Source organism: Undibacterium sp. GW821-FHT11H02 (genome assembly GCF_058808015.1).
Genome location: NZ_JBXARG010000007.1, coordinates 143452 through 168494, shown reverse-complemented (window position 1 = coordinate 168494; position 25043 = coordinate 143452). Strand labels below are relative to the sequence as shown.

General features: G+C 46.4%; 19 protein-coding genes. 10 read left to right on the top strand and 9 right to left on the bottom strand.

Annotated features, from left to right (window positions below):
- Positions 1-53 precede the first annotated feature (53 nt).
- Positions 54-1688, top strand: a complete 1635-nt coding sequence (locus AC1RR2_RS09585; RefSeq protein WP_493222028.1) for a hypothetical protein — start codon at positions 54-56, stop codon at positions 1686-1688.
- 160 nt (positions 1689-1848) lie between these two features.
- Entirely contained in the window at positions 1849-3273 is a 1425-nt protein-coding gene (locus AC1RR2_RS09580; RefSeq protein ID WP_493222027.1) for an HD-GYP domain-containing protein, read from the top strand.
- A gap of 55 nt (positions 3274-3328) precedes the next feature.
- On the opposite strand, the gene AC1RR2_RS09575 is transcribed toward AC1RR2_RS09580, so the two are convergent.
- Positions 3329-4723 (bottom strand): GGDEF domain-containing protein, encoded by a 1395-nt coding sequence (locus tag AC1RR2_RS09575; protein ID WP_493222026.1) that lies wholly within the window; start codon positions 4721-4723, stop codon positions 3329-3331.
- A gap of 346 nt (positions 4724-5069) precedes the next feature.
- On the opposite strand from AC1RR2_RS09575, the gene AC1RR2_RS09570 reads away from it, so the two are divergent.
- Complete coding sequence (locus AC1RR2_RS09570; RefSeq protein WP_493222025.1) at positions 5070-5819, top strand: substrate-binding periplasmic protein; 750 nt, start codon at positions 5070-5072, stop codon at positions 5817-5819.
- A gap of 134 nt (positions 5820-5953) precedes the next feature.
- On the opposite strand, the gene AC1RR2_RS09565 is transcribed toward AC1RR2_RS09570, so the two are convergent.
- The gene (locus AC1RR2_RS09565) at positions 5954-7831 is read right to left on the bottom strand and encodes a vWA domain-containing protein (RefSeq protein WP_493222024.1); all 1878 of its coding nucleotides are present in this window, start codon (positions 7829-7831) and stop codon (positions 5954-5956) included.
- Positions 7832-7878: 47 nt separating this feature from the next.
- Positions 7879-8547: an energy transducer TonB gene (locus AC1RR2_RS09560; RefSeq protein ID WP_493222023.1), complete on the bottom strand. Its 669-nt coding sequence runs from the start codon at positions 8545-8547 to the stop codon at positions 7879-7881.
- A gap of 416 nt (positions 8548-8963) precedes the next feature.
- On the opposite strand from AC1RR2_RS09560, the gene AC1RR2_RS09555 reads away from it, so the two are divergent.
- Together AC1RR2_RS09555 and AC1RR2_RS09550 are read left to right on the top strand one after the other, a co-directional pair.
- Entirely contained in the window at positions 8964-9644 is a 681-nt protein-coding gene (locus tag AC1RR2_RS09555) for a response regulator transcription factor (RefSeq protein ID WP_493222022.1), read from the top strand.
- A 3-nt stretch (positions 9645-9647) separates the two neighbouring features.
- On the top strand, positions 9648-11171 hold the full coding sequence (locus AC1RR2_RS09550) for an ATP-binding protein (RefSeq protein ID WP_493222021.1): 1524 nt from the start codon (positions 9648-9650) through the stop codon (positions 11169-11171).
- 65 nt (positions 11172-11236) lie between these two features.
- Here AC1RR2_RS09550 and AC1RR2_RS09545 read toward each other — a convergent pair whose 3' ends face one another.
- Entirely contained in the window at positions 11237-11650 is a 414-nt protein-coding gene (locus AC1RR2_RS09545) for a YidB family protein (RefSeq protein ID WP_493222020.1), read from the bottom strand.
- 150 nt (positions 11651-11800) lie between these two features.
- Between AC1RR2_RS09545 and AC1RR2_RS09540 the strand changes: the two genes are divergently transcribed.
- A complete protein-coding gene (locus tag AC1RR2_RS09540) occupies positions 11801-11992 on the top strand; it encodes a hypothetical protein (RefSeq protein WP_493222019.1) in 192 nt (63 codons plus the stop codon).
- Positions 11993-12037: 45 nt separating this feature from the next.
- On the opposite strand, the gene AC1RR2_RS09535 is transcribed toward AC1RR2_RS09540, so the two are convergent.
- Complete coding sequence (locus AC1RR2_RS09535) at positions 12038-12772, bottom strand: polysaccharide deacetylase family protein (protein ID WP_493222018.1); 735 nt, start codon at positions 12770-12772, stop codon at positions 12038-12040.
- Between the two features lie 223 nt (positions 12773-12995).
- Between AC1RR2_RS09535 and AC1RR2_RS09530 the strand changes: the two genes are divergently transcribed.
- A complete protein-coding gene (locus tag AC1RR2_RS09530; protein WP_493222017.1) occupies positions 12996-13385 on the top strand; it encodes a GFA family protein in 390 nt (129 codons plus the stop codon).
- 39 nt (positions 13386-13424) lie between these two features.
- A complete protein-coding gene (locus AC1RR2_RS09525; RefSeq protein ID WP_493222016.1) occupies positions 13425-13877 on the top strand; it encodes a hypothetical protein in 453 nt (150 codons plus the stop codon).
- Positions 13878-14156: 279 nt separating this feature from the next.
- Here the strand turns inward: AC1RR2_RS09525 and AC1RR2_RS09520 are convergent, their stop codons facing one another.
- Positions 14157-16766: a sensor domain-containing protein gene (locus AC1RR2_RS09520; RefSeq protein WP_493222015.1), complete on the bottom strand. Its 2610-nt coding sequence runs from the start codon at positions 16764-16766 to the stop codon at positions 14157-14159.
- 390 nt (positions 16767-17156) lie between these two features.
- Between AC1RR2_RS09520 and AC1RR2_RS09515 the strand changes: the two genes are divergently transcribed.
- Together AC1RR2_RS09515 and AC1RR2_RS09510 are read left to right on the top strand one after the other, a co-directional pair.
- Entirely contained in the window at positions 17157-18029 is an 873-nt protein-coding gene (locus AC1RR2_RS09515; protein WP_493222014.1) for an alpha/beta hydrolase, read from the top strand.
- 474 nt (positions 18030-18503) lie between these two features.
- Positions 18504-19490, top strand: a complete 987-nt coding sequence (locus tag AC1RR2_RS09510) for a TIR domain-containing protein (RefSeq protein ID WP_493222013.1) — start codon at positions 18504-18506, stop codon at positions 19488-19490.
- A 40-nt stretch (positions 19491-19530) separates the two neighbouring features.
- On the opposite strand, the gene AC1RR2_RS09505 is transcribed toward AC1RR2_RS09510, so the two are convergent.
- The 3 genes from AC1RR2_RS09505 to AC1RR2_RS09495 all read right to left on the bottom strand — a co-directional run bounded on the left by AC1RR2_RS09505 (position 19531) and on the right by AC1RR2_RS09495 (position 24570).
- The gene (locus AC1RR2_RS09505; protein ID WP_493222012.1) at positions 19531-21099 is read right to left on the bottom strand and encodes a SpoVR family protein; all 1569 of its coding nucleotides are present in this window, start codon (positions 21097-21099) and stop codon (positions 19531-19533) included.
- Between the two features lie 29 nt (positions 21100-21128).
- Entirely contained in the window at positions 21129-22397 is a 1269-nt protein-coding gene (locus tag AC1RR2_RS09500) for a YeaH/YhbH family protein (protein WP_493222011.1), read from the bottom strand.
- Between the two features lie 250 nt (positions 22398-22647).
- Positions 22648-24570 (bottom strand): PrkA family serine protein kinase, encoded by a 1923-nt coding sequence (locus tag AC1RR2_RS09495; protein WP_493222010.1) that lies wholly within the window; start codon positions 24568-24570, stop codon positions 22648-22650.
- Positions 24571-25043: the final 473 nt, after the last annotated feature.

Genomic DNA, 25043 nt, shown 5'->3' with positions numbered 1-25043 from the left:
AACACCAAACAAACAAGAATCCAATTCGCAGCATTTTATATCTAGGATCCAAAATGTCAGAATCATCAAGTAAAAACAAACGCTTGCGTCGTTATGCTTTGAGCACAGTGGCGCTTTTAATTGTCGGTGCTATTGTGGCGGCCTGCGGTGGCGGTTCGAGTAATAGCGTACCGCCGGGTGACAATAATGGTACCGGTACAGGTGGCAATCCTGGTACTGGCACCGGCAATCCCAATGTAGTGGGGCCACCGTGGATGAGCTTCGGTGCGAATGCGCAGCATGATGGTTTGTCGGCCGTCGCTACTCAGTCATTTTCTCGTATCGTGTGGCAGACGCCAGTAGATGTTGCGCCGCAATATAGTGCTCAGGGTTATTTGCTGGTGCATTATGGTTCACCGGTGATCACGGCCAAAAACACCGTGATTTTGCCTGTAAAAACCAGTGCAGGACTGAGTTATCGTATCGAGGCTAGGTCAGCAGAAAACGGTGCGCTGATTTGGTCAGAAAATACCGATTATGTGATGCCGGCGTTTCGGTGGACACCCACTTACAATGCCAGCTTAACGGCAAGTAATCGCGTGGTGGCGCCCGGTGCCGGTGGTAAGGTTTTGTATCGCGATGATGCCGATGCCGCGACAGGCAGTTTTAAGTCCTTGGTGTTTTATGGTGAGAGTATGTACAACGCCAATAAAACGACCCTGGATAAAACCATCATCATCAATACGCCGATTAGCAGTGATGCGCAAAATAATTTGTATTTTGGTTTTGTTGCGACGCCCGGCAATGCTGCTGGATTGAGCAGTGGTATCGCTCGTATCGCTGCAGACGGCAAAGCGACTTGGGTGAGTGTCGCGACGGTGGCGGGCACCAATGCGGTAGTCAAAGCTGCTACCAATAGCGCAATTGCAATTTCGAAAGATCAGAAAACCATTTACGTCGTTGCTAACGACAACATCGCAACTGGCGTGAGACAGACTGGTTATCTGCTGGCGCTCGATAGCACTAGTTTGGCCTTGAAATCGAAAGTGCAATTAATTGATCCTAACGAAAAAGGTCCTGCGAATATTTCCGACGATAGCACTGCCTCTCCATTAGTTGCCCCTGATGGTGACGTGTACATCGGGGTCTTAGAAAAAACCTATGGCTCACATAATGCGCGCGGTTGGTTATTACACTTTAATGCCGATTTGTCGCAGACAAAAATACCGGGCTCATTTGGCTGGGATATTACGCCATCTTTGGTGCCAGCCAATTTGGTGCCTAGTTACCATGGCAGCTCCAGCTATTTATTGATGGTTAAATATAATAACTACGAGCGTGCAGGCTCTGGCGACGGTATGAACGAGATCGCGATTATTGATCCTTTTGCCGAGCAAACTGACAGAATGTCCTCAGTGAAAACGATGAAGGAAGTCTTGACCATCCTGGGGCCGACACCAGATCCAGCGGTGCCAGGCGGCTTTATAGAATGGTGTGTGAATACTGCCGCAGTGGATCCCTTCACCAAGTCTGTCATCGTCAATAGTGAAGATGGCATTTTGTATCGCTGGGATTTGACGACGAATAAGCTGAGTGAAAAGATAAGATTGACAAGTGGCCTGGGCGAGTCTTATACCCCCACGGCAATCGGCGCAGATGGCAAGGTCTATGCGATTAATAATGCGGTGCTATTTTCAATTGGAAAATAAAAGACATCGAAAATAATATGGATTGGGTGAGCACAGTTTGCCGGTTAGATTAGTTTCTATCCGGCAAATTTTTTTGATTTGATGTATTCTTTGTTTCGTTGCTAGTGCTGATAAAAAAAGTGTCAGGATAATCAGGAGTTATGCTCGAAGGGAGTCTCAAATGTTGATCAATAGTGCCGCCACGCTCAGTACTTCTTCTGATCAAAATCCCAGTCTGGATGAGCTACCCAAATTGGGACAACTCCCTGGAATTAAATTATCCGAACTGATCAGTGCCTTGAGTCATGCACTCGATATTACCGAAGGTCAACCAGAAGGTCATTGCATACGATGCTGCTGGATAGGTATGCACATAGGTCGAGAGATCAATCTGCCCGAAAATCAATTGTGGGATCTGTACTATACCTTGCTGCTAAAAGATCTCGGTTGCAGTAGTAATGCAGCGCGTATTTGTGAGCTTTATCTGACTGACGATTTGCAATTTAAACGGGATTTCAAAACGGTTGGCGATAGTCTGCCTCAGGTTTTACATTTTGTTTTAAAACATACCGGCCTTAAAGCTGGTCTCGCTGAACGTTTTCGTAGCGTGCTTACGATCTTGCGCGATGGCAGCAATATTGCCCATGAACTGATCGCCACCCGCTGCCAACGCGGCGCGGAGATTGCTCGATTATTGCGCTTCTCTGAGGAAGTCGCGCTCGGCATTTATAGCCTCGATGAACATTTCAATGGACACGGAAAGCCTGAGGGATTACGCGGAGGCGCGATTCCTATTTTTGCCCGTATCGCATTGTTGGCACAAGTGATAGATGTGTTTCAAGTTGCCGACGGCCCTGAAGCCGCCTTGACTGAGGTGCGGGAGCGATCTGGCGTTTGGTTTGACCCTATCCTGACTGACGCTTTTGAACGTGTCGCAAAAAATCCTGAGTTTTGGCATGCTTTGAATGGAAAAGATATTGGTAGCAAGGTGTTGAGCTTGGAGCCTAGCGTACATGAAGTGCCGGTAGACGATGATTATTTAGACGATATTGCTGCCGCCTTTGGCCAGGTGGTTGACTCTAAAAGTCCGTATACCAGCGGTCATAGCGAACGGGTGGCTTTGTACACGGATATGATTGCTGAAGCCTTAGAGCTCAGTCCAGAACGGCGCCGTTGGTTAAAACGCGGTGCTTTGTTACACGATGTAGGTAAACTGGGCGTTAGTAATAGTGTTTTAGATAAAGCAGGAAAACTCGATATCTCAGAATGGGACGAAGTGAAGCTGCATGCGAGTTACACCGAGACTATCTTAGCGCGTATTTCGGTATTTTCGGAATTGGCAAAAGTCGCCGCCTCGCATCACGAAAAATTAGATGGCACTGGTTATCCTCGCGGATTGAAGGCAGAGGAGATTGCTTTGGAAACCCGAATTATCACCACCGCCGATATTTTTGATGCTATTACCGCAGAGCGCCCCTATCGAGGCGCGATTCCGATTCCCAAGACCTTGGAAATGATGGCCGAGAACTTACACACGGCAATTGATGTACGTTGTTTTGAAGCCTTGAAAGTCGCCATCGCTAAGTTGGATCAGGTTCAACGCTGATATTGACGGTGAGTTGAAGATGGCCCCTTAAGTATTATGGAGCTGGAAGGCCGCATCAGGCGGTATCGCTGTCTTCGCATTCAACCCGGTTGCGTCCTGAGTCTTTGGCGCGATACAGCTGCTTATCAGCCGCCATAATGAGTTCATTCTGATCTTGCATGCTGTGCTTGGATATGGCGGCACCCAAGCTGACTGTGATGTGTAACTTCTTATTTTCAAAAGGCACGATCAGGTTTTGTATAGTCAGGCGCAAGCGCTCCAAAATTGCCTTCGCTTCGTCAATACTGGCACCCGGTAGCAATAGTACGAATTCCTCGCCGCCATAGCGACAGACGAGATCGATTTGACGCAATGAGTGTGGCAGCGTTGTCGCGAGTAGTCTTAATACTTGATCGCCAGCAGCATGTCCATGGACATCGTTAATGGACTTAAAATGGTCAATGTCGAGCATTGCAACGACGAAGGGACGATCAAACTTACGAAAGCGTTGCCATTCATCCGCCAAAATATTTTCAAAGTAGGCGCGATTATGCAGACCGGTCAGCGTGTCATGAATCGCTTTTTGCTGCCAACTCTCGCTGCTTGCCATGGACAGATCCAATTGGCGCTGTTGGATAGAAACACTTTGTGTCGCCAAGGTCGTAAATAGGATGAAACTGATTAATAGGAAATGACCCTGATCTTGATTGGCAATCGAGAACGGCCCCAAATTTTTTGTGCTTAGAGTCAGTAGTAATACGGTGGCACTTAAGAGTAAGGCACTGACCGTGACTGCTTTGACGCGATACGCCAGTAGTAAGGCCGTTGCAGGCAAAATATAAATGGCCGCCGCCAAACCATGAAACGCTAGCCAGACCCCGCCTAATGCCAGACCAATAAAAAGTAGATTTGACCAGCCTGCATTGGACCAGTGCTGCTGTTTTTCGATACTGGAACGCCAATCTGCATATAAGGGATAGATTAAAAGTATACCCAAACTATCTGCGGCAATAATTTTTGCCAAAAAAATGAAATACTGGTCGGCCTTTAAATAGGCGCCCAGCACCAGGTTGCTCACAATAATGAGGCCGGAGCATAGCGTCGGTAAGAAACACACATAAAATACAAACCGAAATAAATCGCTAGCTCTTTGCAGGCCTGCAGGAAATTGTTTCTGTAATACGGCGGCCGACAACCAAGGCGCCATGGCATCAGCAATCGCGGAAATTGCAGTATGCAGATTGCTGGCGAAAAGATCTGTTTGCTGCATGCCCTGCCAATTAGCCAGAAAACTCGCTGCAGCGATCCAAATTAGAGCGCGATTTTTTTCCGTCAACACCATCACCAAACCTATGCCAGCCGGCAGCCATAGTAGTGTGATATTCGATGGTTGTAGTGCGAAAACTGCCATGCCGAAGCGCGCAGTTAAAAAATACATGATGCTGAGTAAGAGTAAGCTAAGTGTCGGCATGCATTACTTATTGAGCGGGGTTTATGAAATTTAATTATTTTTGATTGCACTTAAAATGCTACACATAACTCTACGGTGCATATTGTGGTGATTCAAGAATTTTCATCGTTGTTGTCGATTTCTGTGTCTGTGCGGTCTAGTTTTGTGACTGGGCGTTCACATGTGATGACATTAATTGAGTTTAATACTCTACAAAATAGAATTTAAAAATGATTAGTGCTTTGCATAGCGCAGATTTTTGATGCGGAATGCGTTATGCTACTCATGCAGGTTTGTGAGAGTTTATTTTGAAGTCGCATCGTCGAACCGATACCTGGCCTAGTTCTTTCTTGATGACGGGAATGTCATGACCCAACTTAGAATGTTGTGCTTGCTGTGCTTGTCGATCTGCGGTGTGCTGCCGGCCTTTGCCAAAGACGTGATTAAGGTCTATACCTATCACTTGAAACCACCGTTCGTTGTCAGAGAAGCGACGCAAGAAGGCCTCTACTTTGATGCACTCAATTACTTCAATAAACATAATTCTGAGTATCAGTTCGAACTTCATTACTTGCCACGACGTCGACTTGATTTAATGGTGAATTCAAATTCCTTAGATGGCTTGGTGATAGGCGTCAGTCCCATCTGGTTCGGTGATAAGCAAGAAACTAAATATCTGTGGACGACTAGTTTGATCAATGATGTGGATGAGGTGATATCCAGTGCGACGCATCCTTTTGAATTCACGACATTAGAATCACTTAAGGGATTACGGGTGGGGCTGGTACTCGGCTATTACTATTTTGGTGTCAGTGAAATGGCGCAAAAGGGACAGCTTATTCGCGATGATGCCAGCAGCGAAGATCATAATTTTAAAAAGCTATTAGCCGATCGGATTGATGTCGCAATTATCAGTCGCTCCAATCATGATTTTGTGATGAAACGTAATCCTGAGTTTGTCGGCAAGTTTCATATCTCAAAAAAACCGCACGATCAATACGAGAGAAGAATCATGTTGCCCATTAAGTATGTCAAAGTGCAGCAAATTCTCAATCATATTCTGGCACAACAACACCGCGATCCTGCCTGGAAAGCGGTGTTGGCGAAGTACCGTTGAATCAAAAATAGAATGCTGCACGATGTTAATGCACATTGCTCAATGCTCAAACCTCACTAACTTTCAGATGAAGCAAGCATCTGAAAGTTAAGTTGCTGAGCTCAACTAGCTGCCAGTGAGTGCCAGTGAGCGAATTACTCGGTTCCAAGATCTCTGTTTCCCTCGCTGTGCCGCGCTATTTTTTCGGGATGCAATGCGGCCGATAATTCAACCAATCGCACGAATTCTGCACGATGACCAAAGCGATCATTGCCACGGGCAGAGTTTGCCAATGTCAGAATTTCCTTGGGTCCAAAATTCTCAATCAGACTGCTGCCACGCAGCCATTGTGCCCAGGCGGCGACGGCGGTAGCGAAACGAAAGTCCTGATCAGCGGCACGGATATTCGGAAACATCGTTGCTTGCTGTATCGGTGTTTCTATCAACTGGCTTTGTGTGCTACCCGGTTGTTTGTAGCGTAGCTTTAACCATGCCAGCTCTTGCTTGCTGGTTTCCTTGATTGCCTTGTCCGTCTGATAGCGCAGAGGATCGACATTGCCTTTGCTTCCTTGCGGTACGATTTCATACAAGGCTGTTACTGTATGACCGGAGCCGATATCACCTGCATCTACTTTATCGTCATTGAATTGTTCCCGAGTTAGCGCACGGAGTTCATAGCCTATCAAACGATATTCTTTGACTAGGGCAGGGTTAAACTCTAACTGTAATTTTAAATCCTGTGCGATAGTGGCCAAGGTGGAGGTGTATTCATTGACCAGCACCTTATGGGCTTCTTGCAGGCTATCTAAATAGTGATAACTACCATCGCCATTGTCCGCCAATTTTTTCATCAATGCTTCGTTGTAATTGCTGTCACCTACGCCTAGTGTGCTTAAGCTGATGCCCGCTTTGCGCTCGCGTTCTACCAAAGACTTTAAGTCTTTATCATTGGTGACGCCGATATTTAAATCGCCATCCGTCGCTAACAGCACGCGATTGATACCACCGCTTATTTTTGCTGCATGAGCTTGTGCGTAAGCGAGTTTGATACCTGCCTCACCATTGGTGCCACCTCCGGCGGACAATTGGTCGATCGCTAAATTGATCTTATCTTTTTGATTGCCAGGCGTAGGCGTCAATACAACTTGAGTGCCGTTCGCATAGCTGACCAAACTGACACGATCCTGCGCTCTTAATTGTGTCGTCAATAGTTTTAAAGCGCTGCGCACTAAGGGCAGGCGATCTTGTGGCGACATCGATCCTGAAACATCGACCAGGAACACCAGATTCGCAGCCGGCAAACTTTCTTTCGCAATGTCTTTGCCTTTGATTGCTATGCGCAGTAGTTGACGTGTTGCATTCCACGGCGATGTGGTCAATTGTGTGTTGACACTGAACGGATGGAGCTCATCTTTGTTGGGCAGCGCATAGTCATAAGAAAAATAATTGACCAGTTCTTCCGCTCTAACCGCATCAGGGTTAGGCAGTTGACCTTGCTGTATAAAACGCCTCACGTTAGCATAACTGCCGGTATCCACATCGGCGCTAAATGTAGAGACGGGATCTTCCGCCACACGCTTCCAGCTGTTTTCTTGGTAGCTTTGATATTTCGCCGTATTTTGTGCGCTACTTTGCGCGATGATTATCGATGCTTCACGCAAAGGTGGCGCATAGTTTGCTGCCATGCTTGGTGCCACCATCATTTCTGGCGGCGGAATGAAGGCGGGTGGTGGTGCCGCCGGCGAGGGGGCAGCTTGACTCACTATTGCTGGCATGAATACTCGTTCTAACGGTCTTGCTGCGGCATCCTCTTTGCCCGTCGATTTGCTTAATTCATGTTGAGGTAATTTGGGTTCTTCGACCACAGTGGGCATGACCTGATTGAGTCTCGGTTTGGCGTCTGCTTTTGCTTGATCATTGTCACTTGAGTCGAGTCGGCTAGAGGCGCTGCATGCCACCAAGATGCTCGACATACCGAGTATCAACAGTCGATTGCGATGCTTGGAGAACAGCTGATGTCTATCGTTTTTCATGATAAATCCTTGTCGGTTGAGATGTTGAAATTTGCTTGCTTAAGAAGTCAATTGAGCGTCCAAACATATTGCAATTTCGCCCAAGATTTTTCTGGTACGCCGTCGATAGAGCCAGGTTTGAATTTACATAAACTCAAGCCCTGAATCGCCGCTTTATCGAGTGCCCGTGAGCCGCTGGATTTTTCTACTTTGCTCTCCAATACGCGACCGTCAGGACCGATCAGCATCGCTAAGTTCACCGTGCCTTCTTCCGTGTTGCGAATCGAGCTGGCAGGGTATTCTGGTTTTTCACAGGCATTTGAATCGACTTGCGCAGCGATATGAACAGGTGCCCGTGCGCTAGTAATCTCAGTTTTTGCGGGACCGCCTGTGGTTGGTGGTGTGCGCTCGAATTCCTTATGTTCTACCTTGTCGCCTTCTTTCACCGTAATCGTCGGTTTATCATCTCTTGGAAAGTCCACGATAGGCGGTTGAATAACAGGAATAGTTGGATTGGTCTTAGGCGGTTCTTTCATCTTCACTGGTTCTTCAATTTTCAAAGGAGGAGCCACACGCACATAGTCAATAATTGTCGGTTGGCGCAAATCAATCACATTGCTTGCTTGCAAAGCAAATCCCAGCGCGACTGCATGCAAAACACCGGCAATCAACAAAGAAGACATTTTTCTCCGGGGTGCTTGCCCAAACTGTGTTTGTTCCAAGTGGTATGTAGTCATGATGAACTCCTGATTGCGTGAAATTGGAAAAATAGTTTTACTGCTATTGCTAGTTTCACGATGTGCTTTGGAGATCTTTATTGCTCATCGTTGGAAATATAATATGCTAGTAACTAGCAAAAATAAAGCTAAATTTTAGAAAAAATTTTACTTGATCTGGGTTGGTTGGCAGTGATGTACGACTTCTTTCTTTTAAATCAAAGACTTAGGTGTGCGCAAAAAATGACAAATATTTGCTAGTTACTAGCAAATAAACTCGAATGGATTGCTATTTGCTAGTAAAATGACTTCCATGCCTAAGTATTTGGGCTTGTGCAAAATCGTACCGGCTAGGCGAACGCAACCAGGTCAGTATCCATTTTTCGTAGGTTCTATTCGTTTGACGTGGGCATCCACATCAAATCAGGAGAAAAAACATGTCAAATCAAGTATCAATAAGCAAGCTTCGCGAAAGTAGTGATAAGTCGATACGCGTCTTGTTAGCCGATGATCATCCCATTGTGATGAAGGGCTTCGCCATGTCGCTGGCGGCGGAAGGTATGGACGTCGTGGGACAGGCCAAAACGCCGCAAGAAGCGGTTGAACAGTATGTTGCCTTGCTACCTGATGTGGTCGTGCTTGATATCCGCTTTGGCGCGGAAATGACCGGCTTAGATGCCGCTAAACATATCTTGGAAAAACAACCTGAAGCGCAGATTGTGTTCCTAAGTCAGTTCGACCAAGATGCCTTAATTAAAGAGACCTATCGTTTAGGGGCAAAAGCTTTTGTGACGAAAGACTGTGATCCCGCTGATCTGGCAGTCGCGGTGCAAAGGGCGAGTCAGGGCGAGCTCTATTTCATGCCACAGATCGCAGAGCGTTTAGCCAATCTCTCGGTGCGTGGTGATGCTTCACCGCAAACCTTACTTGACGAGCGTAGCCTGGAAATTTTCAAACTAATGGCTGAAGGCTTAACCAATGTAGAGATCGCAGAAAAACTCGATCTCTCACAAAAGACCATCAGCAATATCAGTCAAGCCGTGAAAGAAAAGCTAGGCATACATAGACCCGCCTTGATTACTAAGCTCGCGATGAAACATGGTTTGATTGAGCTTTAAATAATGATTACCAACAAAAAATTGGGAATAGTGGCGAGCGCAATCCAATGGCGCAATTGGAGTATACGCACTCGGCTGACTGTGATCGCCGTTTTTCCGGTCGTGTATTTATTCTTTTCTTTGATTTCCTATTCTTACTATGCCCGTATTACCGAAGTCGAAGAGGAGTTAAATAGTCGCGCGAAGACCATCACCACTGCCTTAGCTGATGGGGTTGAATACAACATCACGGCCGGCAACCTGCAGGGTATCAAACATATGATTTATAGCGTGATCCAATCAGATCGCGGTATTTATCGCATTGATATTTTTGACGCTAATAAGAAAGAACTGAGTCACGTTGAAAACGCCGGAAGAGCCAAACCAGAAAACGTTTATGTCGAGTCGCCAATCCGGCGTCATATGGTGTGGGTGAACTTGCATACGCAGGTACCCGATGAATTAGCAAAACTCGATCATTCGAAAGAAAAGAGTCAGGTCTTGGGCTATGTGCGTGTCACGATGACCAAATCCTATCTACTCAGCAAACAGCGCTACCGCTTTGCTATAGAAATGTTGATGTCGATCTTGGCGCTCTCAGTCAGTGCCTGGCTGGCCTGGTATCTGTCGAATAGTCTGACTAAGCCCATGCACGGTGCGATTGAAGCATTGCGCGATATCAGTGCCGGTCGTACCGAAACGCATATTAAGATTTCAGATGGCGGTGAGATCGGTGAATTGCAAAGCTCCATCAATGAAATGGCGCACAACCTGCACCAATCACAAACGCATTTAGAAAACACAGTGGCTGAGCGAACAAAAGAGTTGATCGCTTCACGCAATGAAGCCCTGAAAGCCGACGCGGAGAAGCGTCGCCTGATTCATAAAGTCAACGCCATCGTCGAAAATGAACGTCAAAGCATTGCAATAGAAATTCACGATGAATTGAATGCCTCATTGATTGCGGTGCGTTTAGAGTCGGAACGTATTGCTAAAATCGCTGCTAAAGCAGAAAGCGATGAACGCTTTGCACCAGTCTTTCAAGAGATACAAGACAGAGCAAAAGCCGTGGTTAAACTGGCTTTGGATTTATACGCAAATGGTAGAAATCTGGTACGTCGGCTGCGTCCGGAAGTGTTAGATATGTTGGGTTTAGAAGGGGCGATTGAAGAGATGCTGCGCTTGTACAATGCGGCGCATGAAGATTGCCATTTTGAATTTTCCTCGGAAGGCGACTTCGCTCAATTAGATCCTGACCTGGCCATCTCAGCCTATCGCATCGTGCAGGAAGCCTGTTCTAATGTACTCAAACACGCCCAAGCAAAACAAGTCGACATCAGCTTGCAAGTGATGCCCGACAGATCTGCATTAAGAATTAGTGTGGACGATGACGGTCAGGGGTTTGATACGGAACAGGTTGCGGACGGCGTAGGTCTGAGCGGCATGCGTGAGCGCGTGTTGGCGTGGGGTGGAGAGTTTAATTTGAACAGTCAGGTCGGCAAGGGGACGAGTATTGTGATTCGATTGCCCGTCGAGTTATTGACTTAAGAAAAAACGCAGGGTGCGCCGTACGCACCCTCATTGCTCAAATCAATACAACAGACTCTGGCAGTTTAACGCCCACCAAACAAAGAAGAAAACTGCTGCAACATCGCAGCCGGATTAATATTATCCGCATCGGCGACTTGTCCATTTGGCGTCAACTGATCAATCAAGCCGGGCAAAATTGCAGCCAATCCACCGGCAGCGTCTGAATGTGACAGTCCACTTGCTTCGGCCAACTGATTCAAATGTCCTCCACCCAAAGCTTGCTGAATTTGCTCTGCTGAAATCGGTAAATTTTGTCCCGTACCTACCCAGCTGGCGATCACTTCACCCAGACCCGCATTTTGAAAAGCACCGATCAAACCCTGCAAGCCACCACCATTTTGTGTTTGGCTTAACATGCCCAACGCCGCTTGCACCAGATTTCCTTGAACGTCGCCCGAACCTTCTAGAATACCCAAAGCTGCGTCTAATAAACCCATGACCTTTCCTTTCTTGAGAAAGTGAAGTGCTATGGTAAATCATAAACCGTTTATGAATTGTGAACGATGTTTGCAGCGAAAGAGCTAGCTCTACAAGTCGTTCTTTGCATTACAATCATAAAAATCGCTAAAGCATAAGGAGGACTGACTATGTCAATCGAAACACAACATCAACTTAAAGACGGTGATCGCTGTTCAGTCATAGGAGGAACCCACAAAGGAAAATCTGGCATAGTACGCGATATCAATACCAGCAAGACAGGTCACTTGACTATCACTGTGGTGCAAGACGACGGTGTACGTTTCAAAACACTGGCGAAGAATGTTGTGGTTCATACTTAGTCCAGTGTGACTGATACTGTCATCACACTTGCTTCATTCAAACGTCTAGGCCTTTTCCCACTGCAGATGTACCAGCTTATAGCCTTTGACTTTTAATAGTTTAAGTAAGGCAGGCAGTGCTTTCGCAGTGATCTGGTTGGCATCGTGCAAAAGAATAATACCGCCGCCGGACTTGTCCAGATTCAGCGTGAGTCGCTTAAGTAAGACCTCGGTCGTATCATCCGGCAGCCAATCGTCGATAGTCAAATCAATCGACGCTACGGTCATGTTCTTAGCTTTTAACGCTTCGAGTAAAGCCGGTGTTTCTTCCAAAAACGGAAAGCGATAAGCGGGTGCAGGCGTGCCAAAAATGCCTTGGTAAATCGCTTGTGCCTTCTTTAAATCTGCCAACTGTTCATTAGCAGTCATTGCTAACAGACGTTGATGGCTATAGCTGTGCAATCCTGTCGAATGGCCCGCATTGGCAACCTGTTTTGCTAACTCGGGATACTGCGCCAATTGCTGGCCTATCATGAAAAAACTGGCCTTGCTGCAGTGGTCGGCGAGTGCTTTCAGTACCAGCGGCGTATTCGCCAAGGAGGGACCATCATCAAACGTCAGTACCACTTCATTTTTGTTTAATGGCAGCGCCTTGTATTGCTTAGTCCCATACAAGGCTACCTCACGTTTTAGTGTGATGGTACGGAAGGTGCCTAATGCATTTTTTTCGCAATCGGCCGCCTGCACTGCAGAAGGCATCCAAAGTAAGAGGCTGAGTGCGAACGTGAGTGGTAAATTCATAGCTAGGGTTGATTTTTGTGCGGCATATCGTTTTTGCTGCATCAAGATATTTAGGACTAATTTTGCTTGAGCTGGATAGAGAATTGTAAACTATCATACTAGTTTGCATTTCATCGTATGTGAGCGCATTGAATTGATTAAAATGACTGGGGTTCAACGACACTTAGCGGGTAATTGTGTCGTCCTCTAAAAAAAGTGGCTGATAAGTGTGAAAGAAAACATCATGATCAAAGGATCCTGCCTTTGCGGCACAGTTGAATGGACTTTGCTTGGCGAACCGGATGGTGCCACCGCCTGCAATTGCACTGCCTGCCGTCGCTACGGCGTGCTGTGGGCTTATGATTACGAGAACGAAGGTATCAATACTAGCGGAGAAACGCGAGCCTATGTGCGTGGCAAAGCCTTGGGATTTCATTTTTGTGCTCAGTGTGGATGCGTGGCATTTTGGCGTAGCTTGCAATTAGACGAACAGGGCCGCCGTCGTATTGCGGTCAATTTACGTTTGGCAGAGCCAGATGCCGTGGCGCAGATTGCTATCGATCATTTCGATGGACTTGATACTTTTGAGGATCTTCCACGTGATGGAAAGTGTGTGGCTGATTATTGGTTTTGATTTTCCCTAGCCGAAATCTTCTTTGAACAGTGACGCCACATGAAAAAAACACTAAGCATTTGGATCTACTTAGCAGGCATCATTGCCTTGACCGGTGTCGCTATTCACATCGCGGCGATCTTCGGCGGTGCTGCTTGGTACGCTTATTTCGGCGCACCGCCTAGCGTGGTGCAATCAGCTCGTGATGGCACTTGGCTGGCTCCCGTCAGTGCCTTAGTTATTGCAGGATTAATGGCCATCTGCGCCGCATATGCATTTTCTGCGCTGGGCGTGATTCGACGTTTGCCATTGTTACGCACAGGCTTGGCAGGTATGGCAGTCGTTTGCTTGTTACGTGCACTGGTACTGTGGCCATTGATGATCAATCACCCCAATTTGCGCAATACTTTCGAAATTGTTGCGGCGATTGTGTGGGGATTGGCTGGTGTGGGTTTTTTGTTTGGTTTTTTAGGTCAACAGGCCCTAGCGCGTTTGAAAAAAAATCAGCGCTAGGTGTAATGCTGTTCAGTTAAGACGAAAATGAGAAAATCTCAGTGAGAAAATGCGAGTTTTTAACTGAATTGACTTTGTGGCTTTGGACTAAAATGAAAACCCCTCAACGCCGAGGCGCTGAGACGCAGAGACACGCAGAGTAACCCAGTAAAATATTCGCTTTTCTCTGCGCTTCTCGGCGACTCTGCGTCTCGGCGTTGAGGGGTTTTGAAGCATAATTAACCACCTGGTTCGCTTATCTGAACGGCATTGCAGCGCTAGGTGAGTGTTTGATCCGGTTCAAATGTCGTTCGATTGGTTTTGCAACCAAAGCATGAATTCCGCTTTTGGCATGGGTTTGGCGAAGTAATAGCCTTGTCCTTCACAACAACCTTCTGCTTGTAAGAAGTCGCATTGTTCTTGGGTTTCTATGCCTTCTGCAACGACATTAAATCCCATGCTTGCGCCTAATGCCAGGATGGCGCGCACAATGGCGATGTCTTTTGTGTTGGAAGGAATGTCGCGGATAAAGGCGCGGTCGATTTTCAAGGTGTCGATAGGCAATTCTCTCAAATAGGCCAATGACGAATAACCAGTACCAAAATCATCAATCGCGATAGTCAGTCCCAGATCTTGAATTGCTAAGAGTATGTCCTTGATTTCTTGAGGATTTTCCATCATAAAAGTTTCTGTAATTTCGATCTCCAGCGTGCCGTGGGGAATCTGGTATTCAGCCATACAGTGCTTGATCGTAACAAGGATATCGCTACGATAAAATTGTGGGCCAGCCACATTGATCGAGAGTCGTCTGGCGTTTAAATTTGCCGCATGCCATTCACGAAAATCGGCGCAGACTTGATGAAATACCAGTTCACCTATGGGGAGTATCATGCCATTCTGCTCGGCCAGCGGAATAAAATCGCAAGGTGGAATCAGGCCACGTACCGGGTCGCGCCAGCGTAGTAATGCTTCGGCGCCGAGGAAACGCTGACTCGATAAGTCAATCTGTGGCTGATACCATACTTCAAACTCTTTTTGTTCTATGGCTCTTCTTAGGTTTCTTTCCGCAATTAGGCGATGCTGCGCTTTTTCTGTCATCGCTGTCTGGTAGAAGCAGTAAGTGTTCCGGCCTTTAGCTTTGGCTTCATACATAGCAGCATCGGCGTTGCGGATAAGATCGTTGCCATCGTCGCTATCGTCTGGGAAGATGGAAATGCCGACGCTACTGGTGACCATTACCGTGTGGTCATTGACGAGGTAAGGCTCTTGTGATGCTTGCAAAATGGTTTGTGCCGCTTGAATCGCGTCATCGCTGACATTTAATTCAGTAATTAATACCGCAAATTCATCACCACCCAAGCGGGCCACCGTATCTTCAGCGCGCATACCTTGGCGTAATCTTTGCGCTACCAATTGAAGAAGCCGGTCGCCAATAGGATGACCCAAACTATCATTCACCGTTTTAAAACCATCCAGATCAAAGAGGACGATAGCGAGTTTTTTATGATTACGCCTGGCATGAATCAGTGCATGAGTGACCCTGTCCTTGAATAAAACACGATTAGGCAATTCGGTCAGGGCATCAAAATGAGCTAGTCGTTCTAGTTTTTCCTGCGAATGTTTTACCTCAGTGATATCCGAAAATACTGAGACATAATTGGTCGCCTCTCCCGTTTCATTTTTAATGGAAGTAATAGTTTGCCACGCGGGGAAGATTTCACCGTTCTTCCGGCGATTCCAGATTTCACCTTGCCATACGCCATGATCAATAATCTGGCGCCACATCTCTTCGTAAAATATTTTATCTTGCCGACCTGATTGCAGCATGCTGGGCTTGCGCCCCAGCGCTTCCTTAGCCTCATAGCCAGTGATCTTGGTATAAGCCTGATTCACCGAAACTATCGTGGCATCGACATCAGTAATAATAATGCCATCGGCAGTATGGCGAAAAACCGTAGCCGCTAGTTTCCCTTCATTTTCGCTACGTTTACGCGCCGTGATATCAGTGGAAATGCCAATCACAGCCCAGGCTTCTCCATGTTCGGAATAGAGCGGATTCTTGATGGTTAAATAGGTGTGCAAGCCATCTGCTTCCAAATTGGTTTCTTCGAACGAAGTCGTAACTTTGTTTTGCAGGACCTGGAGATCGTTTTGATAGTGTTCGTGGGCAATCTCGGTCGGAAGAAAGCTGGTGCGCATTTTGCCAATAATGTCTGAACGCTGATGTCCTACCGCTTTTTCGAATTGCTGATTGCACAGTATCAGCCTATTTCTATTGTCAAAAACATAGACTAAGGCTGCGGCGTTTTCAATGATAGTGGTTAAAAGTTGTTGGTTTTCGACTTCCTTTCTTTCCATTTCTTTGCGCTCTGTAATATCGCGCCACACGCAATAGATCACTTGCCGTCCCTTCATGGTCATGCGCGACAAGGTGACTTCGGCTGGAAAATTGCTTCCATCCAAACGCGTGTGTATCCATTCGAAGCGATGCAAGCCACGTTCATCGGCCAGATGCATCATACGTTCGGCCTTAGCATAAGATGCTTCGCCATTGGGTTGAAATTCGGGGGAAAGTTTCGAGGGGTGGGTATTGCTGAGTGCCTCCTTACTTGGATAGCCGAGTATCTGCACCGCAGCCCGATTGCACAACGTAAACTGATGACCATCTATGATCCAGGTCGGGTCCGGTGAGTCCTCAAACATCGATTGAAAACGCGCTTCTTCCGCGGCTAGTCTTTTCTCCACTTCTTCTTTATTACTGAGCACGATGCTCAGTTTATCGTAGGCTGCTTGAAGCGAACGCAGGCCTTGTCGCTGAATCGCGATCACAATAAACGCTAATACGGCTATCACGAGCAGTATGGCGCCAGAGAATACGACCGCGGTATTACTTTGAAATATATTCAACATAGAATCAATGTCTTTTTCCGGCTTGAGCAAATAGCGACATAAGCAACGATGAGGACAATAAATGTAGCGCTAAGGTACGGTTACTTGCAGGGGACTGTTTTGTGCTAACAGGTTCTAAGGATACCCAGCGTTACTAAAAAGTATCTGCCTTGCAGGGGTTGAATGTCAACCGCGTTTGTGTGGATTTGTCTATTATGTTGTTTATCGTAACGCTGTCTTGTTTTAACGCTTGGACCCGGCGGTGTTCCGCCTAAATCTTGTGCATAATCCTGAAGCCTTAGCAATGCAAGCTAAGCAATAGAATTTAAAAAAGAGCGGCACTGGATTTGAAATTTCCTGCACAATTTCAAGCGAACTTCAACATCACTTACATCGCAAAAGCGACAGCCAATGAAAAATATATTTATTCTTGTTTTTAGTTTCATCACCTGCGTCTATGTATCCGCCAATCAAACCACAGCATCAGCGCAAATAACGACACCCAAGGACGCCTACGATCATCTACCCTCATTGCAAGGCGATTATTTCAAATTAAAGTCGAGCTATGTAGGCAGAGATTTTCATATCAATGTGCGTCTCCCGCAAGGCTATCAAGCTAGCGACGCCAAGACTTATCCTGTGGTGTATGTATTGGATGGCGATAGCCTGTTTCCACTGCTGGCACCGACGCATTTATTTTTACATTATGACGAAAAACTCCCGGAAGCGATCGTGGTTGGCATAAGCTATGGCAGCTTTGATCCAGCGATTAATAAACGCAACATTGACTTCTCAGCACCCGCATCCGATGCCGCGCCAGGCGACGATGGTGCGCCACGTTTTTTAGATTTTTTGAAAAAAGAATTGATTCCCAAAATTGAAAATCAATTCCGCGCCAACGCCGCAAGGCGTGTACTGGTCGGACAATCGCGCGCCGGTTATTTTGTATTATGGTCGGCGCTGCAAGACCCCGATTTATTCTGGGGACGCATCGCCAGCAATCCCGCCTTAACGCCAGGCCGAGCACGGTTTTTTGAAGCAGCGGCAAGTCACGCCAGAAAAGACTTGAAAGTCGCGATCGCCTCTGGTACCCGCGACACCGAACAAAGACAGCGCAACGCGACAGAGTGGGGCACAACATGGTCGTCACGCGCTGATGCGCCTTGGACAGTGAACCTGATCCGATTGGAAGGTGGTACGCATGCTGCGACGATAGGAGAGACTTATCGACGGGCTATGCTTTGGATGTTTGAAACAGAAATTGCTGCGATCAAAGCACCGTGATTTTGGATTGCGCGTGACACCAATTCGACAGCGAAATCGTAGGGTGGGCACAGCCTCACCGTGCCCACGCGTTATGGTTGAAAAAGGTGAAAAGGATAAATCACATAGAGAGATTTTCGTCGGCAAATCAAACAATCCGCGTGCGCACAAAAAGCGTGCCCACCCTACATGGCTTTGGATGTTTGAAACAGAAATTCTTGCGGTCAAAACACCGTGATTTTGGATTGTGCGTGACACCAATTCGACAGCAAAATCGTAGGGTGGGCACAGCCTCACCGTGCCCACGCGTTACGTTTGAAAAAGGTGAAAAACATAAAGCGTAAAGAGATATTTTGAGCCGCAAGCCAAGCAATTCGCGTGGACATAAAAAGAGTGTCGACCCTACGAGGCTTATTTGATGAAATTTAGATAAATGCGTTTTTGATGTAAGATTCAGAAATGTAACCATCATCCTAATAATTTGGCGATTTATTAATGTTTAAGATAAAACACGGCAGTGTATTTGACGAAAAGTGCGATCTTCTAATTCTTCCTTGTGATTCAGGTGGAGGTGTTACTCGGTGGGTCAAGAATGAAATAGAGCAGAATAACTTACCATTTCCAAGTAAGAGAATTCCATTTGGCGAAGTTTCTTTTATATCGACTGCAGCGCGTTATGCCAAAGCAGATTATATTGGTTACGCCGCGTCAGTTAATGTTAATAGCATAGAGTCAAAAAATGATGCAATCGATAGTATTCTTTCGCGCATCGTAAATTTCAGCAAATTAAATGACTGTACCATTGTAAATATACCTTTACTTGGAACTGGGGCAGGGAGGCTTGATGCTGCAGATGTCATTGAAATTATTAAGGAGAAAATTTCTGATGAATCGATAGTTTTCAATGTATTTATTCCTGACAAAATTACTGCACAAAATTTTTTAGAATGGAATACCAAGACATCGAAAATTGATGCAATCGTCGATGAGCATCCCCGGGTCTTCATTTCTTATTCCTGGAAAGATGAGAGTGTAAAGGAGTGGGTATTTGATTTAGCACATCAACTTTGTGCGAATGGTGTCGATGCGAGGCTCGATAGATTTCATCTTCGGCCCGGAATGGATCTTCCTCAATGGATGACGAATGAGGTTTTAAAGGCTAGTAAAGTACTCTTAGTCTGTGATTCCAATTACGCGGAGAAAGCCGATACGCGTAGAGCAGGAGTGGGCTGGGAAACCATGATAATCCAGGGCGATATGATGCTTCAAGGTGAGATGAATACTAAGTATATAGTTGTCGCGTTTGGAGATTTCGAAAAAAATACTCCAATATATATGCGTTCAAAGCTTGGGGTCAGTAAAGAAGAAATTGATCGTGATATTACGAGATTGCTAGAGCATATTTTTGACATAGACACAGCTCCTGAAATATCTGCCATTCCAGATTGGGTTAGAAAGAAGCGGAAAACAATCAAGGCTTGATCTGGTATTGTAATAGTTCGTTATATGCTTTCATTCATCTTCACCCACGCCGTCCCTTACGTTTCTCCAACTTACACTCTTGCGTAGCAATAATCTGATTATTGCTATCCACGGTCTCTAGATATACATCAAATCCCCACAGCCGCGCGACGTGTTTTAAGACTTCTGAAGTTTGATTGTTTAAGGGGCGACGTAAGTATTGATTATGGCGCAAGGTGAGGGCGCGGTCGCCTTGTAGGTCGACTGACCAGACTTGGATATTCGGTTCGCGATTGCCTAGATTGTATTGGCCTGCGAGTTGTTGGCGTATCGCGTGATAGCCGGCTTCGTCGTGGATGGCGGAGACGCTGAGGGTCTTTTTGCTGTCGTCGTCTAAGATCGCGAAGAAGTGAAAATCGCGTATCAGTTTGGGTGATAGATATTGTGCGATGAAGCTTTCGTCTTTGAAATTACGCATCGCGAAGTGCAGGGTTTTTAGCCAGTCTGCGCCGGCGATGTCGGGGAACCAGAGTCGGTCTTCTTCGGTCGGGTGTTCGCAGATGCGGCGGATGTCGCTCATCATCGCGAAGCCTAGCGCGTAGGGGTTGATGCCGTTGTAGTATTTGCTGCTGACCGGCGGTTGGTAGATGACATTGGTGTGGCTTTGTAAAAACTCCATCATGAAGCCATCGCCGACTATGCCTTCTTCAAATAGCTGGTACAAAATCGTGTAATGCCAAAACGTCGCCCAGCCTTCGTTCATGACTTGGGTTTGTCTTTGTGGATAAAAGTATTGCGAAATCTTGCGTATGATGCGGACGATTTCTCTTTCCCATGGTTGTAAAAGTGGCGAATATTTTTCTATGAAGTAGAGCAGATTTTCTTGCGGTTCTTCGGGGTAACGGCGTACTTCTTCTTCACTGACCACGTCTTCGCGTCGGGGGACGGTGCGCCACAGATCATTGACCTGTGATTGCAGGTAGCGTTCGCGTTCTTCTTGTCTCTCTTTTTCTTCGGCGAGTGAAATTTTGGCGGGACGTTTGTAGCGGTCTACGCCGTAGTTTTGTAGCGCGTGACAAGAATCAACTAAGAGTTCTACGGCCTCTATGCCATAGCGTTGTTCGCAGTCGCTGATGTATTGTTTGGCGAAGACCATGTAGTCGATGATGGCGTCGGCATCGGTCCAGGTGCGGAACAGGTAATTGCCTTTGAAGAAGGAATTGTGGCCGTAGGCGGCGTGGGCGATCACCAGGGTTTGCATGGTGAGGCTGTTTTCTTCCATCAGGTAGGCGATGCAGGGATTGGAGTTGATGACAATCTCATACGCCAGCCCCATGTGACCGCGCTTATAGCTTTTTTCTGTGGATAAAAAATGTTTGCCAAAGGACCAGTGGTTGTACGAGACGGGCATGCCGACTGAGGCGTAGGCATCCATCATTTGTTCGGCGGTGATGATTTCTAATTGATTCGGGTAAGTGTCTAGCTGAAAATTTTTGGCAACGCGTGCAACTTCTTCGTGGGCTTGTTCTATCAGTTCGAAAGTCCATTCGGATTGATCGGGCAGGCGGCGCGGATTGTGCTTCTTGGCCGCATCATTCACATCTTCCTGATTGGCATTGTGGCTATTCATACTTAAGTCCTCTCAGCCTTACCTATGTTTTACTTGCTTTGTTTTTTAAAGAGTTCTCTAAAGACAGGATAAATGTCGGCTGGTTCCTCGATTTTTTGCATGGCGAAGTGAGATTTTTGTTCTTTGACTTGCATATATTCTTGCCACAGATTTTGTGGATCGCCCTCCGTGATCTCGACGTAGGCGTAGTATTGCACCATGGGCATGATGGTATTGAGGAGGATTTGTTTGCAGATGACAGAATCATTGTCCCAATTGTCTCCGTCCGATGCCTGCGCCACATAGGCGTTCCAGTCACTGGAGGCGTAACGGGTTTGTAGCACCTCAGTCAATAAACGCAGGGCAGAGGAGACAATGGTGCCGCCTGATTCGCGTGAATGAAAGAATTCTTTTTCATCGACTTCGAGGGCTGCCGTGTGGTGGCGGATGAAGACGACTTCGATTTTTTCATAAGCGCGTTGCAGGAACAGATAAAGCAAAATAAAGAAGCGCTTGGCGATATCTTTCTTCTTTTCGTCCATAGAGCCGGAGACATCGAGCAGGCAAAACATCACGGCCTGCGTGCTTGGTTTGGGCACTTTGATGCGATTGCTGTAGCGTAGATCGAAAGGATCGATAAAGGGAATCGCTAATAGACGCGTGCGCAGATGATGTATTTCTTGCCGCAGTTTGATAATTCTGGGATCTTGGTTGTCGCTGGTTTCGGCCAACAACTCAGCCAATTCTTCTTCCGCTTTTTTCAAACGTTTACTCGATTTGCCGCCGACCGCGATGCGTCTTCCCAAGGCGCCGCGTAATGAACGTAGTACATGTAAGGACGACGCTGTGCCCGTAGTGCTATAGCCTGCGCGTTGATTCTTGAAATCGGTGATGGCGGTGAGCTGAGTTTTGATGAGATTAGGTAACTCTAAATCTTCAAAAAAATAATTGAGAAATTCTTCGCGACTGATTTGGAAAACAAAATCATCTTCGCTGATCTCTTCGCTATTACCAGCTTGGCCTTTGCCTTTACCAGCGCCACCTTTGGGACGCTCAATTTGATCGCCAGTTTGGTATTCCTGATTGCCGGGATTAACGCTTTCCCAAACACCGCCGTGAGCGTGACCAAAATTGGGTTCGTTAACATCTTTGACGGGAATGGCGATTTTTTCACCGCTATCCATGTCGGTGATAGAACGTCCTTTGATGGCACGCGTAACCGCGTCTTTGATCTGGCCCTTATAGCGACGCAAAAAACGCTCGCGGTTTGGGGCAGATTTGTTTTTACCTTGAACTCGTCTGTCGATTAAATGTACCAATTTGTGCTCCCGAACAAGTTCTGTTTTTGATGCTTGGGTGTTGCTAGTGCTAATGGATCGCAGCGTTTTAGCTCCCTTCGCCCGCTGGCGGGAGAAGGGTTGGGGATGAGGGTGATTCAGATATCCGTTTGCTAATTGCTTGCAATTTACCGTCGCTGAAATTTTTATCGCTATTTCGGCTCATATCCTTACTTAACCTCACCCCAACCCCTCTCCCGCTTGCGGGAGAGGGGCTTTAGCACCTTGAAGCCTAAGACGATTTCCTCACCCTTAAATACCATTCACACAGTAATCTAACTTGTTTCGCGGTATAACCTTTCGCCACCATGCGGCTGACGAACTCTTGATGTTTGTTGGCATCGTCGCTGCTGGCTTTAGCATTGAACGAAATGACAGGCAAAAGTTCTTCGGTATTGGAGAACATTTTTTTCTCAATGACCGTGCGTAGTTTTTCGTAGCTGGTCCAAGTCGGATTCTTGCCGCCGTTTTGTGCTCTTGCGCGTAGGACGAAATTGACGATTTCATTGCGGAAGTCTTTGGGATTTGAGATGCCCGCAGGTTTTTCAATTTTTTCCAATTCGCTATTTAAGGCTTCACGGTCAAAACTTTCTCCCGTATCGGGATCGCGGAATTCCTGGTCTTGTATCCAGAAGTCGGCGAAGGTCACGTAGCGGTCGAAAATGTTTTGTCCGTATTCAGAATAACTCTCCAGATACGCAGTTTGGATTTCTTTGCCTATGAATTCAGCGTAACGGGCGGCCAGATATTCTTTGATGTAGGACAGATATTTTTGTTCCAGTTCGGGTGAAAATTGTTCGCGTTCGATTTGCTGTTCCAGCACGTATAACAAGTGCACAGGGTTAGCGGCGACTTCGGTGTTGTCGAAGTTAAAAACCTTCGACAAAATTTTGAAAGCGAAGCGGGTAGAGATGCCGTTCATGCCTTCATCGACGCCAGCGTAATCGACATATTCTTGGCGCGACTTGGCTTTGGGATCGGTGTCTTTGAGGTTCTCGCCGTCATACACCAGCATTTTGCTAAAGATGCTGGAATTTTCAGGTTCGACCAAGCGCGACAATATCGAGAATTGCGCCATCATTTTAAAGGTGCCTGGGGCGCATGGTGCTTGTGCTAATGAGGAGCTGCGTATCAGTTTTTCGTATATCTTGATTTCGTCAGAAACGCGCAGGCAATACGGCACTTTGACGATGTAGATACGATCCAAAAAGGCTTCGTTGTTCTTGTTATTTTTAAAGGTTTTCCATTCGGATTCATTCGAGTGCGCCAAAATAATGCCTTCAAACGGTATCGCACCAAAGCCTTCTGTACCTTTGAAATTACCCTCCTGTGTCGCGGTCAATAAAGGATGCAAGACCTTGATCGGCGCTTTGAACATTTCTACGAATTCCATCAAGCCTTGATTGGCGAGGCAGAGTCCGCCCGAATAGCTGTAAGCATCTGGATCGTCTTGAGAATAATCTTCTAATTTGCGGATATCGACTTTGCCGACCAGTGAGGAAATGTCTTGATTGTTTTCATCTCCAGGTTCTGTCTTAGATACTGCAATTTGTTTTAAGACGGATGGATAGCGTCGCACGACACGGAATTGATTAATATCGCCGCCAAATTCATGCAAGCGTTTGACTGCCCATGGGCTGGGTATCGTTCTGAGATATCTGCGTGGAATACCAAAATCTTCTTCCAAAATCGCACCGTCTTCTTCCTCGTTAAACAAGCCTAGCGGCGATTCATTTACGGGTGAACCTTTGATGCAATAGAAGGGGATTTTTTCCATTAAATATTTGAGTCGTTCGGCGATCGATGATTTACCACCACCGACAGGGCCAAGTAGATACAAAACTTGTTTGCGCTCTTCCAAACCTTGCGCGGCGTGGCGGAAGTAGGCGACGACTTGTTCTATCACTTCTTCCATGCCGTAGAACTCGCGGAAGGCTGGATAGATTTTAATGATTTTATTGGAAAAGATACGCGAACGTCGCGAGTCGTTACGGGTGTCAATTTGCTCTGGTTCGCCTATGGCTGCCAGCATGCGTTCTGGTGCGGTAGCATAGGCCAGTGGATTTTTTTTGCATAAATCGAGAAACTCTTGCAATGAATATTCTTCTTCACGAGTTTTTTCGTAGCGTGCTGCATAGTTGTCAAAAATATTCATTTTGATCTCCTTTTTAGCTTACATCCGGCGTTCTTTATGCTTACAAAATGTCGCGCTTCGAGTGACTAGGCATCAGGTAAAGATGCTGAAATTGCCTTAGATAAATTTAGTGTAGGCGAAAAATAAAAATATGCAGGCAAATTTTTGTGACATATAAACGCGAAACAGCGTGGAAAAAACACTGCAATTCTTTTCTTTAACCGAGATTTCTCTTATGCGACAAGGGTTTATGACGAACTTTGTTGGAACTTATGATACTTAAACGCGTCTCAACTACAAATCGTTACAAAAAAACGTAAAAATCATAGGAAGAATAATTGGAGCGTGCTGTGCGATGTGCCAACAAGTGATATGCTGCGATTGCAAATATAGCGTGTGCATAAGACTTTGGATGGCGCCAGAACGCACAGCACAAAGTGATTAAAGATATTCGTATTTCGCTATTGATAATTTCTAATTTATATTTAATTTTT

Excerpts from the sequence above, each read along its gene's own strand:
- AC1RR2_RS09565 (WP_493222024.1), bottom strand. The coding sequence starts at position 7,831 with ATGAAAAACGATAGACATCAGCTGTTCTCCAAGCATCGCAATCGACTG.
- AC1RR2_RS09525 (WP_493222016.1), top strand. The coding sequence starts at position 13,425 with ATGAAAAAAACACTAAGCATTTGGATCTACTTAGCAGGCATCATTGCC.
- AC1RR2_RS09570 (WP_493222025.1), top strand. The coding sequence starts at position 5,070 with ATGACCCAACTTAGAATGTTGTGCTTGCTGTGCTTGTCGATCTGCGGT.
- AC1RR2_RS09580 (WP_493222027.1), top strand. The coding sequence starts at position 1,849 with ATGTTGATCAATAGTGCCGCCACGCTCAGTACTTCTTCTGATCAAAAT.
- AC1RR2_RS09520 (WP_493222015.1), bottom strand. The coding sequence starts at position 16,766 with ATGTTGAATATATTTCAAAGTAATACCGCGGTCGTATTCTCTGGCGCC.
- AC1RR2_RS09495 (WP_493222010.1), bottom strand. The coding sequence starts at position 24,570 with ATGAATATTTTTGACAACTATGCAGCACGCTACGAAAAAACTCGTGAA.
- AC1RR2_RS09540 (WP_493222019.1), top strand. The coding sequence starts at position 11,801 with ATGTCAATCGAAACACAACATCAACTTAAAGACGGTGATCGCTGTTCA.
- AC1RR2_RS09515 (WP_493222014.1), top strand. The coding sequence starts at position 17,157 with ATGAAAAATATATTTATTCTTGTTTTTAGTTTCATCACCTGCGTCTAT.
- AC1RR2_RS09550 (WP_493222021.1), top strand. The coding sequence starts at position 9,648 with ATGATTACCAACAAAAAATTGGGAATAGTGGCGAGCGCAATCCAATGG.
- AC1RR2_RS09530 (WP_493222017.1), top strand. The coding sequence starts at position 12,996 with ATGATCAAAGGATCCTGCCTTTGCGGCACAGTTGAATGGACTTTGCTT.
- AC1RR2_RS09555 (WP_493222022.1), top strand. The coding sequence starts at position 8,964 with ATGTCAAATCAAGTATCAATAAGCAAGCTTCGCGAAAGTAGTGATAAG.
- AC1RR2_RS09510 (WP_493222013.1), top strand. The coding sequence starts at position 18,504 with ATGTTTAAGATAAAACACGGCAGTGTATTTGACGAAAAGTGCGATCTT.
- AC1RR2_RS09575 (WP_493222026.1), bottom strand. The coding sequence starts at position 4,723 with ATGCCGACACTTAGCTTACTCTTACTCAGCATCATGTATTTTTTAACT.
- AC1RR2_RS09545 (WP_493222020.1), bottom strand. The coding sequence starts at position 11,650 with ATGGGTTTATTAGACGCAGCTTTGGGTATTCTAGAAGGTTCGGGCGAC.
- AC1RR2_RS09560 (WP_493222023.1), bottom strand. The coding sequence starts at position 8,547 with ATGACTACATACCACTTGGAACAAACACAGTTTGGGCAAGCACCCCGG.
- AC1RR2_RS09585 (WP_493222028.1), top strand. The coding sequence starts at position 54 with ATGTCAGAATCATCAAGTAAAAACAAACGCTTGCGTCGTTATGCTTTG.
- AC1RR2_RS09535 (WP_493222018.1), bottom strand. The coding sequence starts at position 12,772 with ATGAATTTACCACTCACGTTCGCACTCAGCCTCTTACTTTGGATGCCT.
- AC1RR2_RS09505 (WP_493222012.1), bottom strand. The coding sequence starts at position 21,099 with ATGAATAGCCACAATGCCAATCAGGAAGATGTGAATGATGCGGCCAAG.